Below are 13,099 nucleotides of genomic sequence, written 5' to 3'. Positions count from 1 at the left end.
GGAAACGAATTCTTTATGCCTGAGGAATCGGATCTCATGACAGACGCCGCCTCCACGACCATCGACCCGGCCGAAGTCGCCCGCTTCGAGAAGATCGCCGAAACGTGGTGGGACCCGAGCGGCCCCATGAAGGTCCTGCACAAGTTCAACCCCGTCCGCCTGGCCTATATTCGCGACGAGGCCTGCCGCCGGTTCGGACGCGACCCGCGCTCGGCCCGGTCTCTCGAGGGGCTGACGATCCTTGATGTCGGCTGCGGCGGCGGAGTGCTCTCGGAACCTTTGGGCCGGCTCGGCGCCACGGTGACGGGGCTCGATCCCGCCCCGACGAATATCTCGGTGGCCCGGCTCCATGCGGAGCGTGCGGGGGTGGCGATCGATTTCCGCAACGAGACCGTCGAGGCGGTGGTGGCCCGGGGCGACGCTTTCGACATCGTGCTCGCCATGGAGGTGGTGGAGCATGTGGCGGACGTGCAGGCCTTCGTGAATGCCTGCGTCCAGGCCGTGAAGCCGGGCGGTGTCCTCGTCATGGCCACGATCAACCGGACCCTGCGCTCCTTCGCCTCCGCCATCGTGGGCGCCGAATACATCCTCGGCTGGCTGCCGAGAGGCACGCACGAATGGGACAGGTTCGTCACGCCCGACGAGCTGATGGATGCCCTCCGACAGGCGGGCTTCGGGGTCAACGACATCACGGGCGTCGGCTACAATCCGTTGCGGGACAGCTGGTCTCTCTCCCACGACCTCTCGGTCAACTACATGCTCCTGGCCTCGCGCACCTGACGTTTTTCACGCGGAGCGAAGCTGAGCAGGATATAGCCTGCCAGCGCCGATAAGCCTGAGCCCATGAGCACGCCGATCTTGGTGGCATCGGAGAGCTCCGGCGCGCCGGGAAAGGCGAGCGCGCCGATGAACAGGCTCATGGTGAATCCGATGCCGCAGAGCAGGGCGACGCCGTAGCATTGCAGCCGTGACGCACCGGCGGGCACGTCGGCGAAGCCGAGGCGAATCGCGATCCAGGAAAAGGCATAGACGCCCACCTGCTTGCCGATGAAAAGGCCCATGGCGATGCCGAGCGGCAGGGGGCTGAGCAGTGCATCGAGCGAGAGGCCCGATAGTGACACACCCGCATTGGCGAGGCCGAAGATCGGGATGATGCCGTAGGCGACCGGGGCGTGGAGGGCATGCTCTAGGCGGTGCAGCGGTGCATCCTCCGCGCGGGTCTTCTTCGGATTGGGATGGAGCGGAATGGCGAGGGCCAGAGCGACGCCCGCCAGCGTGGCATGAATGCCCGATTGCAGTACGCAGAACCACAGCACCGCGCCCACGAGCAGATAGGGCACAAGGCTCGTGATGCTGAAACGGTTGAAGGCGACGAGCACGAGAAGGCACACAGCCGCAGCACCTAGCATCGTGAGCGAGAGATCGCTCGTGTAGAACAGGGCGATGATGATGATCGCGCCGAGATCATCCAGAATGGCGAGCGCCGTCAGAAAGATTTTCAAGGACGTCGGCACACGCGAGCCGAGGACCGCCAGGACACCGAGCGCAAAGGCGATGTCGGTCGCAGCCGGAATGGCCCAGCCGTCGTAGAGATGCGGCTCATTGCGCGTGATCGCGAGATACACCAGTGCGGGCACGATCATGCCGCCCAGAGCGGCGATGCCCGGCAGGATTCTCCGCGGCCAGGTGGAGAGCTGGCCATCCAGCATCTCGCGCTTGATCTCAAGCCCCACCAGCAGGAAAAACACGGCCATCAGCGCATCGTTGATCCAGTGAAGAATGCTGAGACCGAAGACGTACGTCTTCAAGGCACCGAAATAGGCGTCAGCCAATGGAGAGTTGGCGAGAACGAGGGCGATCACCGTCACGCCCATCAGGATCATGCCGCCCGAGGCTTCGCTGTCGAAGAACCGGCGCATCAATGAGACGCGCCTCTTCGGCTTCGAGCTGCTTTTAGGCTGATCCATGCATCCATCCTCCCTGACCGAAACCGGTTATGAAGACGAAAGGTTCTGAGTTGAAGGACGAATGGTCCAGTTTCGGATCACGAAAACAGGAGGAACTCTGCCGGATGAAGGTTTCGCATGAGGAAGGGCTTCATGCCGGATCGACCGTCTCAACCAGATAATCCAGAAAGGCACGAACCCGCGCGGGCAAGTGACCGCCGCCGACATAAACGGCGTGGATGCTCTCCGTATCACCAGGGTTATGGCTTTCGAGCACGGGAACAAGACGTCCCGCTTCGATATCGGGGCCGATATGGAACATTGAGAGGCGACTGATCCCGAGGCCGCTCAGAACGAGGAGCCTCATCGATTCGCCGTCGCTGACCAAGGCGTTGCCTGTCGGCACCACGGCAGTGACGTTGCCGTGTTCGTCTTTGAAGGGCCAGCCGTTGCTCTGCCGCGCAAAACCGAAGCCCAACAGGTTGTGCCGGGTCAGATCATCGGGATGACGAGGGGCGCCATGCTTTGCCAGATAGGAGGGGGCCGCCACGAGAACCATCCGGCTCTCCCTCAGCTTGCGCGCCACGAGCTGCGAGCTGCGCAAAGGGCCGACCCGAATGGCGATGTCGGCCCGATCCTCCAGCAGATCGACCACCTTGTCCGTCAGGGTTACGTCGACGGTCACCTCCGGGTGCCGGGCGAGAAAACCAGGGAGGAGAGGAATGAGATAGTGCATCCCGAAGGGAACACTGGTGTTCACCCGCAGGTAGCCGCGAGGGGCAGCGCCGGCCGCGGCATCGCGCTCGGCTTCCTCAAGATCGGCGAGGATGCTCAAGGAGCGATCGTAGAAGGCAGTTCCCTCAGGGGTCAGCTGGAGCTTGCGGGTCGAGCGGTTGATGAGGCGTGCGCCCAGGCGGGCCTCCAGCCGGGCGATGAGCTTGCTGACCGCCGAGGGCGTCATCCGCAAGGCCCGCGCCGCTGCGGAGAAGCCGCCGAGATCGACCACCCTGACAAAGACATCCATTTCGCCAAATCGGTTGATGTCCACCCGTGCCATTGTGACTTCAATTCATAAATGCTGTTCCAGCCGGCAGGCTAGTTCATCGACGGGATGGCGTCCATCTTGCAGCAACCACGCGGCGGCTGCCGCTTCCCCGAAGAACTTCCTTCAAGGACTGCCCCATGCCTCTTGCTCTTTATGCCTTGACGGCCGGCGCCTTTGGCATCGGCGTCACCGAATTCGTCATCATGGGCCTGCTGCTCCAGGTGAGCGCCGATCTCGGCGTCACGATCTCGGCGGCAGGTTTGCTCATCTCCGGTTATGCGCTCGGCGTCGTCGTGGGAGCACCGCTCCTGACGACCGTGACGGGCCGCTGGTCCCGCAAGACCGTTCTGCTCGGCCTCATGATCGTGTTCACGCTCGGCAACCTGGCCTGTGCCGTTGCGCCGGATTACGCGATGCTCATGGCGGCACGCGTGCTGACGGCTTTTGCGCATGGTACCTTCTTCGGCGTCGGCTCGGTCGTCGCCACAAGCCTTGTGCCTGCCGACAAGAAGGCTTCCGCCATCGCCATCATGTTCACGGGCCTGACGGTGGCCAACATTCTTGGCGTCCCGTTCGGCACATGGCTCGGCCAGGCTTACGGTTGGCGTGCGACCTTCTGGGCCGTGACCTTCGTCGGGCTCGTTGCTTTGGCTGTGATCGCGCTCTTCGTTCCGAAGGATCGTCCCGATCTTGCCGAGAGCGGTATCAAGGAAGAGCTCAAGGTACTCCTGCGCCGTCCCGTGCTGCTGGGGCTGCTCACTACCGTGCTCGGCTATGCAGGCGTCTTTGCCGTTTTCACCTATGTCGCGCCGATTCTGACGCAAATCACCGGCTTCTCCGAAGCGGCCGTGTCGCCGATCCTTCTCGTGTTCGGCGCAGGACTTGTGCTGGGCAATCTCGTCGGCGGCAGGCTCGCCGATCGGCACCTCATGGCGACGCTGCTGGGAAGTCTTGCCCTGCTGGCTCTCGTTCTTGCGGCAATGACGATTGGCGTTCGCCATCCTGTGACTGCAATCGCTTTCATTGCGCTGTTGGGAGCTGCTGCCTTCGCGACCGTTCCGCCGCTGCAGATGTGGGTTCTCGAAAAGGCCGATGGTGCAGGTCAGAGCCTTGCGTCGAGCCTCAACATTGCCGCGTTCAATCTGGGCAATGCCCTGGGAGCTTGGCTCGGCGGCTTCGTGATCGACCACGGACCCGGGCTTGGTGCCGTCACATGGGTCGCGGCTCTGCTGCCCGCATCCGGACTTTTAATCGCGCTCTGGAGCCGCAGACTCGATCAGGCCGAGATGTCTTTGAGGCTTCGCCCCGGACAAGTGTGAGGGGCTTTCCGCCTCTCGGCCTTATGGAGAACTGACCTTCCGGCGACGCAGCCGGGAGGTCAGAATCGTGTCGAGGGTCACGGGCCGGTAATCCCATAGATCGACGCCCACATCGTATTGCCGCGTCTGGGGTTTGAGCTTGCCATGCGAGTGGCCGTGCAGATCGATCCAGCCGCGGCTCATGTTCTTCCAGGTCCGGAAGGCGTAATGGCACATGACGACGGCGCGGCCATCCACATTGAGCTCTGCATAGGCCTGCACGCTCTCCCAGCCCTTTGCGGCGAGAGTCCCCTGGCCGTCATTGTTGCCGATAATCAGGTGCTTGCGCCCGTTGAGAAGACCGAGAAGCTCGTCGATGCGCTCAGGTCGCACATGCAGGGCGAAGTCGCCCAAATGCCAGACCTCGTCGTCGGCCGAGACCGTTCCATTCCAGTTGGCGATGAGCGCCTCGTCATGTTCGGGGATCGTCCTGAAGGGACGTTTGTCGATCCGCAGCACGCGTGAATCGCCGAAATGGGTGTCGCTCGTGAAGAAGATCGCCAAGGAGAGGTGTGCCTTTCAAAAGGTCAGGGACGGCGCCATTCGCGAGCTTGCGGCTAGAGCCTCGGACCCGAAAGTGGATTTGCACTTTTGGGATTCGATCCGAGGCTCCCTTCTTAGAATAGCGCATCGTGAGACGCGAAAAACCGGGTCCACTTTTTCGCACGATGCGCTAGTTCCGGTCGTCCGGCACGACGGGAATCGGCAGGACGTCGATTCCTTCTTCCAGCAGAGCGCGTGCTTCCTTAAGGTCGGCCTCGCCGTAGATCGAACGTTCCTCCGCCTCGCCGTAATGCATCTTGCGGGCTTCATCGACGAAATCCTTGCCGACATTCTCCGCATTCTTCATCACGTGCTCACGCAGGGCGCGAAGGGCGGCGCGAAGTTCTCTCTCCTGGTCGGAGAGGACCGCAACGGGCTGCGCCTCCGGTTGTGCGGCGGGCGCCTTGTCCGTGCGCGCAACGGAGGGCGCCATGATCTGCTTGTCCACTCTTGACGAGTTGCAGAATGGGCAGGTGACGAGCCCGCGCTGGCGCTGCGTTTCGAACGCCTCACTCGAAGGAAACCAGCTCTCGAATTCGTGGGCCTGCTCGCAGGCCAGGGCGTATTTGATCATGTCCTTGTTAGGGTTTCACAAACGCAACAAAGCCGGTCAGGCAGTAGCCGCCCGACCGAGGGTTTCAGAAGCTGGCGCGACCTCCACCTGGAAGGGGCGCGCATTCTTGAGCGTCGGAATGCGCCCGCGCACTTCTGTCACGAGGGCAGGATCGATCTCGGCCAGGATCACGCCGGGCGCCGTGCCGCCTTCCGCCAGGACGCGGCCCCAGGGATCGACGATGATCGAATGGCCGAAGGTCTCGCGGCCGTCCTCATGCAGCCCGCCCTGCGCGGCGGAGATCATGAAGGAGCCGGTCTCGATAGCGCGGGCGCGATGCAGGATGTTCCAATGAGCCTCGCCCGTCTGCCTGGTGAAGGCGGCGGGAGCCGAGAGGTACGACGCGCCGTTTTCGGCCAGCGCCTTGTAGAGCGCGGCAAAGCGCACGTCGTAGCAGATGGTCATGCCGAGATAACCCCAAGGCGTCTCGGCCAGAACCGCCTTGCTGCCGCCGGTATAGGTCGCCGATTCACGCCAGCTCTCGCCGTTGGGCAGATCCACGTCGTAGAGGTGGATCTTGTCGTAAGCAGCGACGATCTCGCCGTCCGTATCGATGAGGAAGGCGCGGTTGGCGACCTTGTCGCCTTCCTTCACGGCAATGGAGCCGATCTGGACCATGATGCCCTTTTCCCGCGCCACCTCGCGCAAGGCGGCGAGAACCGGATCCTGCGCCTGCGGCCCGACCTTCTCGAACATTTCCGCCCGCTCGCGGCAGACAAGGGAGGTCATCTCCGGCGTCTGGGCGAAATGCGCGCCCTTCTCGGCAGCCTCGCGCACGAGGGCGACGGCGGCATCGCGGTTTTTCAGAACGTCGCGGCCAGAGCGCATCTGGATGCAGGCGGCGGTAAAGCGGGTCGGGTTCATGAAAGGTTGTCTCCGTCAGGCCTGCAGAAGGGGCTCAAGCTGGCCCCGGTCGTCAAGAGCATAGAGGTCGTCGCAGCCGCCCACATGCTTTTCGTTGATGAAGATCTGCGGCACGGTGGTGCGCCCGCCGGCCTTCTGGATCATCTCCGCCCGCGCTTCGGGCTTCTTCTCGATGTCGATCTCCGTAAAGGCGGCCCCCTTCTCGTCGAGAAGGTTTTTCGCAGCCGTGCAATAAGGGCACCAGCTCTTGGTGTAGATCGTGATGGACGGCATGAATGTCTCCGTGACTCGGGCCTAGATATAGGAACAATCGGGTCCGGATCACAACTCCTGCACAACTCTCGCGAAGGCCAGAATATCCACCGAGGCCGCGCCACCTCTCAAAAGGGCCCGCGAGGCGGCATTGGCCGTGGCACCGGTGGTCAGCACGTCGTCGATGAGGAGCACCCTTCTGCCCGTCAGCCGGGCCTTGGCCTCCGGCGGCACGCGGAAGGCGCCCTGCAGGTTTTCCTGCCGCTGCGCCTTGGTGAGCCCCACCTGACGGCGGGTGCGCTTGATGCGGGAGAGAACCGAGGGATCGCAGGGCACACCGCTTTCCCGAGACACGACCTTCGCCAAAGCCATGGCCTGGTTGAAGCGCCGCCGCCACAGACGCCAGCGGTGAAGCGGGACGGGCACGATCACATCCGCCTCGCCTAACAGCTCCGCGCCTGCCCGGGTCATCATGATCCCTAAGGCGCGGGCCAGCTCCAGGCGGTCGTTGTATTTGAGACGGTGCACGAGCAGGCTCGCCGTCCCGTCATACTCGGCGACCGCCCGGGCGCGCCCGAAAACCGGCGGATCGGCGATGGCGGCAGGCGAGAGGAGGGGCTGGCCGAGATCGACCTGGAAGGGCATCCCGAGGCGTTCGCAGAACGGGCGCTCGATGAAGCGGATGCCGGACCAGCAGGCGGCGCACAAACCGTGCGCCTCGCCGGTGGCAGCCTGGCAGGCGATGCAGGTGGGCGGATAGAGGAGGCTCAAGGTCGAGCGGCAGGCTTCCCGTGCCGCGTGACGCAGACGGGATGTGAACCGGCGTGGCTGTATCTCGATCAGATCACTCATCGGTCAAGCTTAGCGGATATGGGCAACGAGAGCGAGACAATGTTTCCCCTCCGCCTTGCAGGGGAGGGTGGGGGCGGGGTGGTCCGACTGGGTGAGAGGTGAAACCAGACCGCTCTCCATCATCCCCGGACTTAGTCCGGGGATCCATGTCTTGCGCGGTTTAAGACATGGATGGCCGCAACAAGTGCGGCCATGACGCTGGAGGGCTCTTGCTATCTCCGGATGCGGCGCAGCGCCCTGGCTTTATGACCCCTACCCTCAATCCCTCCCCGCAACGGGAGAGGGAAGAAAGACGTTGCTCCTTTGAAAATCGCTTGTGAAAATCGCTTGGCTCTCGCGCTGCGACACGCCATATCGAGCGCCTTATGAGCACACCTGAAGTCTTCGACCGTTCCCTCGCCCGCCAGCGCCTGTCGCGTGCGCTGAAGGCCGGCTATGCCGATTTCCTCCTGGTTCGGATCGTGGAGGATCTGCAGGAACGGCTCTCGACGGTGCTGCGGTCCTTCGCAGTCGCCCTCGATGTGGGAACGCCGACGCCGCTTGCGGCCAAGGCTCTGTCGCAGAGCGGTCTTGCGGAGAAGGTCGTGCGTCTCTCGCCGACGCCTGAGCCGGGGAGCGTGTGGGGCGATGAGGAGCGGTTGCCTTTTTCCGGCGAGCAGTTCGATCTCGCGGTGTCGCTCCTGGCGCTCCAGGGCGTCAACGACCTGCCGGGCGCGCTCATCCAGATCCGCCGGGCTCTGAAGGCCGACGGCCTTTTCATCGGGGCGCTGCTCGGCGGCTCCACCCTCACCGAACTGCGCCAGGCCCTGACCCAGGCCGAGGCCGAGATGGAAGGCGGGGTCAGTCCGCGCGTGGCGCCCTTCGCCGACCTGCGCGATATCGGCGGCCTGCTCCAGCGGGCGGGCTTTGCTCTCCCGGTCACGGATTCGGACATCATCCGTGTGCGCTATGCCAATGCCTTCGCGCTCATGCGCGACCTGCGCGCGATGGGTCTGACCAATGCGCTCAACGACCGCCGCCGGACGCCGCTCAAGCGCGGCACGCTGATGCGGGCGGCGGAAATTTATGCAGAGCGCTTCGCCGACCCGGATGGGCGCGTTCCCGCGACTTTCGAGATCGTCTGGCTTTCCGGCTGGACGCCGCATGAGAGCCAGCAGAAACCGCTGCGGCCAGGCTCCGCCAAGATGCGACTGGCCGATGCCTTAGGCGTGAAGGAAGGGAAGCCCGGGCCTCAGCCGAAAAAGGAATGATCTTTCGTATCGAGCCCTTCAGCTGCAACCGGGCTGCGCTATCTCAGTTGTCGAGACAGCCCCCTGGAGAGCCCTGCGCCATGAAAGAGCCCGGCCCGGATCATCCGATCACCATCACGCAAAACCCGCACCGCATCCGGGTCATGCTTGGCGGCTTCATCGTCGCCGAGACGACGCAGGCGCTCACCCTCCAGGAAGCCTCGCTTCCGCCGGTGCAGTACATCCCCCGCCAGGATGTCCGCATGGACCTGCTCGATGCCACCGATCACCAGACCCATTGCCCCTACAAGGGCGATGCCTCGTACTTCACCGTCTCGGGCGGCGGGCTCGTGCGCGAGAACGCCGCCTGGAGCTACGAGGAGCCGGCGCCTTCCGTCGCCGCCATCAGGGAACACATCGCCTTCTATCCGGAGAAGGTCGACGACATCGAGGAGTTCCGCGACTGAGAAGCCCTACGCCTGCCTCGGCTCATCGCCTGTGAGGCGGGCGAGGTCGCGCCGCTGGCGAATGGCCTTTTAGTGGGGCTTGCTGACCCCGCGCCTCCGGGCCACTCTGCGAAAAAACCGAGTGACCTCATGACGCCATTCACGTTCAACACCGCCCCCTCTTTCGTCTTCGGCTCCGGCAGCATCGCCCGCATCGGCGAGATTGCGGCGCAGCATCTCGGACCCCGCATCGCGCTCGTCACCGATGCCGGGCTGGTGAAGGCGGGCCTCCTCGGAAAGGCCCTGCACGCGCTGGAGGAAGCAGGCATTGCGGTCGATGTGTTCGACGGCGTTGTGGCCGACCCGCCCGAGGCGGTTGTGCTGGCGGCGGTCGAGAAGGCCTGTGCCTTCGATGCGCGGGCCGTGATCGGTTTCGGCGGCGGCTCGTCCATCGATGTGGCGAAGCTCGTCGCGCTGCTCGCTCGCAGCGGAGAGACCCTTGCTGAAATCTACGGTATCGGCGTCGCGAAGGGGCCGAGGCTTCCGCTTCTCGCGGTTCCGACGACAGCGGGGACCGGATCGGAGGTGACGCCGATCTCGATCGTCACCACTGGCGCGCACGAGAAGAAGGGCGTGGTCTCGCCCCTCATCATTCCCGATATCGCGCTGCTCGATCCCGACCTCACCTTGAACCTTCCGCCGCATGTGACGGCGGCGACCGGCATCGACGCGATGGTTCACGCCATCGAGGCCTATACCTCGACGAGCGCGAACAACAATCCGGTCTCAAAGGCGCTCGCGAAAGAAGCGCTCCATCTGCTCGGGCGCAATATCGAGCGCGCCGTGCATCACGGCCAGGATGGAGAGGCGCGGGCTGCGATGTTGCTCGGCTCGATGTTGGCGGGACAGGCTTTCGCCAATTCGCCCGTCGCCGCCGTGCATGCGTTGGCTTACCCCATCGGCGGTCACTTCGGCGTGCCGCATGGCCTGTCCAACGCGCTCGTTCTGCCGCATGTGCTGCGCTTCAATGCGAGCGCCTGCGAGGTCGCTTATGCGGAGCTTGCGCCGCATGCTTTCCCGGAACTCGAAGGTCGCGCGAGCGCCGACGCTTTCGTCGAGGCGCTTGCAACGCTCTGCACGCAGGTCGGCCTTCAGCCGCGCCTGCGCGATGTCGGCATTCCGCAGGATGCACTCCCGTTGCTGGCGGAGGATGCGATGAAGCAGACCCGTCTTCTTGTGAACAATCCGCGTCCGCTGTCTTTGAATGACGTGCGCGCGATCTACGAAGCGGCCTGGTGAGAAGCCTCATGTCCGAACGTTCCGCGCGGCTTTCCCGCTCCGCCTTCAAGCTCTTTCGTCCCGTTGCCACGCGCTGGATGGACAATGACGTTTATGGGCACGTGAACAACGTGCATTACTATTCCTACTTCGATACCGCGGTGAACGGCTGGCTTGTCGACGAGGGATTGCTCGACATCGCCCATAGTCCCGTGATCGGACTCGTGGTGGAAACCGGCTGCATCTATTTCGAGAGCGTAGCCTTCCCTGAAAAACTCCAGGCCGGCATCAGCGTGGCGCACCTCGGCCGCTCATCGGTGCGCTATGTGATCGGCATCTTCAAGGAAGGCGCGGAGCTTGCGGCAGCCCAGGGGCACTTCGTTCATGTGCATGTGGACCGGGCCACGCAACGCCCCGTCGACATTCCGGCCAGAACACGCGAGGCGCTCAACGCGCTCGTCGGAGCCTTCCCGTAAAGGAAACGAGCGCGACGCCCGAGAGCACCACCGCACCGCCGAGCAGTTCGCGCAAGCCTACGCTCTCGTTCAGAAACAGAACCGCCAGGAGAATGGTCCAGACCGGCGCGAGATAGCCGACCATCGAAGCGCGCGTCGGGCCCGTGCGGCGGATCATGTGCATGAAGAACAGGATCGGCAATGCCGTCGACATCGCGCCAAGAGCGAGCAGCGGTGCCACGTGTACCGGCACAGGCGCGAAGGCTGACGGTCCTGCGACCAGAAGCGCCAGCACAGTGGCAGCAGAACCGGAGCCGATCTGCTGGCCCAGCGCCATGCGTCCAGGGTCCATGGTCTTGACGGTGCGCACATACACATTCGCCGCCGCGTAGCTGCAGGCCACCAGCACCATGGCGATCATGCCGAGGGGGTTGATGCCGCTATCGGGCAGGGCAGCCGGGCCGATGAGAATGCCCATGCCGATGAAGCCGACGAGAACGCCGAACAGCCGCTGAAGGCTCAGACGCTCGTCCGCAAACATCAGATGTGACATCACCGCGACGACGAGCGGGGAGGAGGCCTGGATCATCGCGGCCGGCGCAGTCGCGATCTGCGTGAGCGCATAAGCCACGAGCACGTTCGGCAGCCAGCCGTTGAAGGTGCCGAGAAAGGCCCAGACCTTCACCTCATGGGGCTGCGGCAGGATGCTCTTGCCCTGGAGCATGAACCACATCGCCAAAGTCGTGCCCCCGATCACGCCGCGCATGGCAGCCAGGACGAAGGGATTGAGATCTCCGCTCAGCTTCACGAACAGGAACGCGCTGCCCCACAGAAAGGAGCAGATGAGGAGATTGAACAGGATGAAGGCCGGAGTCGGGGCGGGAGTCGACGGGGCGGCCCCGGCATTCTGCGAGGACATGGACGAGCCTTACGATCCGAGAAGGTCGAGCAGGAAGGGAATCAGCGGCTCGTCGGCCGGCGGCATGGGATAGCTGCGCAGCTCCTGCGGCTTCACCCACTTCAAAGCCTGCCCTTCCATGGATTGCACGAAGCCTTCCCAGCGGCGGCAGATGTAGAGCGGCATGAGGAGGTGGAAGCTCTCATAGGCATGGCTCGCGAAGGTGAGCGGCGCGAGGCAGGGCTCCTTGACCGTAATGCCAAGCTCCTCCCGCAGTTCGCGGATCAGCGTCTCTTCCGGCCGCTCGCCGGGCTCCACCTTGCCGCCGGGAAACTCCCACAACCCCGCCAGCTGCTTTCCTTCCGGGCGCTGCGCCAGAAGAATCCGGTTGTCCGCGTCGACGAGAGCGACGGCGACGACGAGGGTGAGCTTGAGAGGGGGAGCGTTCGTGGTCATGACAGGCTCTCCCTCAGCAGATTCGGCAGCAAAAAACAATTCCGGCCCATTGAAGATCGGGCCAATGGAAGAATTGTTCTTAACAATATTAAGAACAGATCCCTAAAGAGGAGATCCGCATGAAGCTGACACGCAACAGGTCAGGATCACCCAAGCTCCCAAGAGCGGCTGGCCTGGCGTGGCGAACCTGCGCCCCATCTACGTCGCGAAGCCTGATTATTAGGACCCGATGAGTTTACCTGTACCTGCACGGACCAGTTGGCGGACCAATGCGTGTATCCATCAAGCGGAAAGTGACCGTCACTCCTTGATCGGGCTCGCGGAGGTCAACGTACGGTGACCGAACCACCCGTGCCTGTCCCGCCCGTTGCGGAACCGCCTGTCGCCTGCGACGTGCCTTGGACCGTCACCTTCGACTTTACGCCATGAAGCCCGATGCCGGTCGCGATTCCTGCGCCAGCTCCTTCAAGAAATGCGGTAACCGGAGCCTGCGCAAAGCCCGCTGCGACTGGTACATAACGGCCTGGACGCTCCTCAAAGAGCACCAGATTTGTCGGCGGCGTCACACCGTCGCCGGGCGCGGAGACCATGGCAACGCGCTGGTTGGTCGACAAGACACTTTCGCGCACGGTCATCGAATTGCAGCCGGTTGCAAGGAAGCACAGGGCGCACGCAGCTGCAATCCGCGGTTTCAGTTTTGCTTTGTCCCGCACCGATATGCTCCTGTGCCAACTAAAGAGACAGGATAGCTGAGCGGTAAAAGAACAACCAACGACTACGCCTGGGTAGCGAATAGCCCTTTTTGATTACTACCCCCAGAGTATTAAGTTGCGCAAATATTGTAATCGAGATTACAAAACAATC

At 63.4% G+C, this 13,099-nt stretch carries 16 protein-coding genes; 6 read left to right on the top strand and 10 right to left on the bottom strand.

The window, feature by feature from the left end; all coding sequences use genetic code 11:
* Positions 1-36 precede the first annotated feature (36 nt).
* A complete protein-coding gene (ubiG, locus tag AA309_RS04755; protein WP_047187871.1) occupies positions 37-780 on the top strand; it encodes a bifunctional 2-polyprenyl-6-hydroxyphenol methylase/3-demethylubiquinol 3-O-methyltransferase UbiG in 744 nt (247 codons plus the stop codon).
* On the opposite strand, the gene nhaA is transcribed toward ubiG, so the two are convergent.
* Both nhaA and AA309_RS04745 read right to left on the bottom strand, forming a co-directional pair.
* A complete protein-coding gene (gene nhaA / locus AA309_RS04750; RefSeq protein WP_047187835.1) occupies positions 753-1,967 on the bottom strand; it encodes a Na+/H+ antiporter NhaA in 1,215 nt (404 codons plus the stop codon). The genes ubiG and nhaA overlap by 28 nt on opposite strands.
* Before the next feature lie 130 nt (positions 1,968-2,097).
* A complete protein-coding gene (locus AA309_RS04745; RefSeq protein ID WP_047187834.1) occupies positions 2,098-3,003 on the bottom strand; it encodes a LysR family transcriptional regulator in 906 nt (301 codons plus the stop codon).
* 125 nt (positions 3,004-3,128) lie between these two features.
* On the opposite strand from AA309_RS04745, the gene AA309_RS04740 reads away from it, so the two are divergent.
* Positions 3,129-4,310: an MFS transporter gene (locus AA309_RS04740; RefSeq protein WP_047187833.1), complete on the top strand. Its 1,182-nt coding sequence runs from the start codon at positions 3,129-3,131 to the stop codon at positions 4,308-4,310.
* 21 nt (positions 4,311-4,331) lie between these two features.
* Here the strand turns inward: AA309_RS04740 and AA309_RS04735 are convergent, their stop codons facing one another.
* The 5 genes from AA309_RS04735 to AA309_RS04715 form a co-directional block, all read right to left on the bottom strand.
* Entirely contained in the window at positions 4,332-4,853 is a 522-nt protein-coding gene (locus AA309_RS04735) for a metallophosphoesterase family protein (RefSeq protein ID WP_047187832.1), read from the bottom strand.
* Between the two features lie 169 nt (positions 4,854-5,022).
* Positions 5,023-5,466: a DUF1178 family protein gene (locus AA309_RS04730; RefSeq protein ID WP_047187831.1), complete on the bottom strand. Its 444-nt coding sequence runs from the start codon at positions 5,464-5,466 to the stop codon at positions 5,023-5,025.
* A gap of 36 nt (positions 5,467-5,502) precedes the next feature.
* Positions 5,503-6,369: a carbon-nitrogen hydrolase family protein gene (locus AA309_RS04725; RefSeq protein ID WP_047187830.1), complete on the bottom strand. Its 867-nt coding sequence runs from the start codon at positions 6,367-6,369 to the stop codon at positions 5,503-5,505.
* Positions 6,370-6,384: 15 nt separating this feature from the next.
* A complete protein-coding gene (gene grxC, locus AA309_RS04720) occupies positions 6,385-6,642 on the bottom strand; it encodes a glutaredoxin 3 (RefSeq protein ID WP_047187829.1) in 258 nt (85 codons plus the stop codon).
* Positions 6,643-6,690: 48 nt separating this feature from the next.
* The gene (locus tag AA309_RS04715) at positions 6,691-7,473 is read right to left on the bottom strand and encodes a ComF family protein (RefSeq protein WP_084730871.1); all 783 of its coding nucleotides are present in this window, start codon (positions 7,471-7,473) and stop codon (positions 6,691-6,693) included.
* Positions 7,474-7,838: 365 nt separating this feature from the next.
* On the opposite strand from AA309_RS04715, the gene AA309_RS04710 reads away from it, so the two are divergent.
* The 4 genes from AA309_RS04710 (at position 7,839) to AA309_RS04695 (ending at position 10,902) form a co-directional block, all read left to right on the top strand.
* A complete protein-coding gene (locus AA309_RS04710; protein WP_047187828.1) occupies positions 7,839-8,723 on the top strand; it encodes a methyltransferase domain-containing protein in 885 nt (294 codons plus the stop codon).
* An 80-nt stretch (positions 8,724-8,803) separates the two neighbouring features.
* Entirely contained in the window at positions 8,804-9,169 is a 366-nt protein-coding gene (locus AA309_RS04705) for a DUF427 domain-containing protein (protein ID WP_047187827.1), read from the top strand.
* A gap of 129 nt (positions 9,170-9,298) precedes the next feature.
* On the top strand, positions 9,299-10,447 hold the full coding sequence (locus AA309_RS04700; RefSeq protein ID WP_047187826.1) for an iron-containing alcohol dehydrogenase: 1,149 nt from the start codon (positions 9,299-9,301) through the stop codon (positions 10,445-10,447).
* Between the two features lie 8 nt (positions 10,448-10,455).
* Positions 10,456-10,902, top strand: coding sequence for an acyl-CoA thioesterase (locus AA309_RS04695; protein ID WP_047187825.1), 447 nt, complete (start codon positions 10,456-10,458; stop codon positions 10,900-10,902).
* Here the strand turns inward: AA309_RS04695 and AA309_RS04690 are convergent.
* From AA309_RS04690 to AA309_RS04680, 3 genes are all read right to left on the bottom strand, one after another.
* On the bottom strand, positions 10,874-11,800 hold the full coding sequence (locus tag AA309_RS04690; RefSeq protein ID WP_047187824.1) for a DMT family transporter: 927 nt from the start codon (positions 11,798-11,800) through the stop codon (positions 10,874-10,876). The genes AA309_RS04695 and AA309_RS04690 overlap by 29 nt on opposite strands.
* A gap of 9 nt (positions 11,801-11,809) precedes the next feature.
* Positions 11,810-12,235, bottom strand: coding sequence for an 8-oxo-dGTP diphosphatase MutT (gene mutT / locus AA309_RS04685; RefSeq protein ID WP_047187823.1), 426 nt, complete (start codon positions 12,233-12,235; stop codon positions 11,810-11,812).
* 326 nt (positions 12,236-12,561) lie between these two features.
* On the bottom strand, positions 12,562-12,948 hold the full coding sequence (locus AA309_RS04680; RefSeq protein WP_047187822.1) for a hypothetical protein: 387 nt from the start codon (positions 12,946-12,948) through the stop codon (positions 12,562-12,564).
* Positions 12,949-13,099 lie beyond the last annotated feature (151 nt).

Origin of the sequence: Microvirga vignae, from assembly GCF_001017175.1 — a bacterium.
Classification (GTDB): Bacteria; Pseudomonadota; Alphaproteobacteria; order Rhizobiales; family Beijerinckiaceae; genus Microvirga; species Microvirga vignae.
This window is presented reverse-complemented; position numbering and strand designations above follow the sequence as displayed.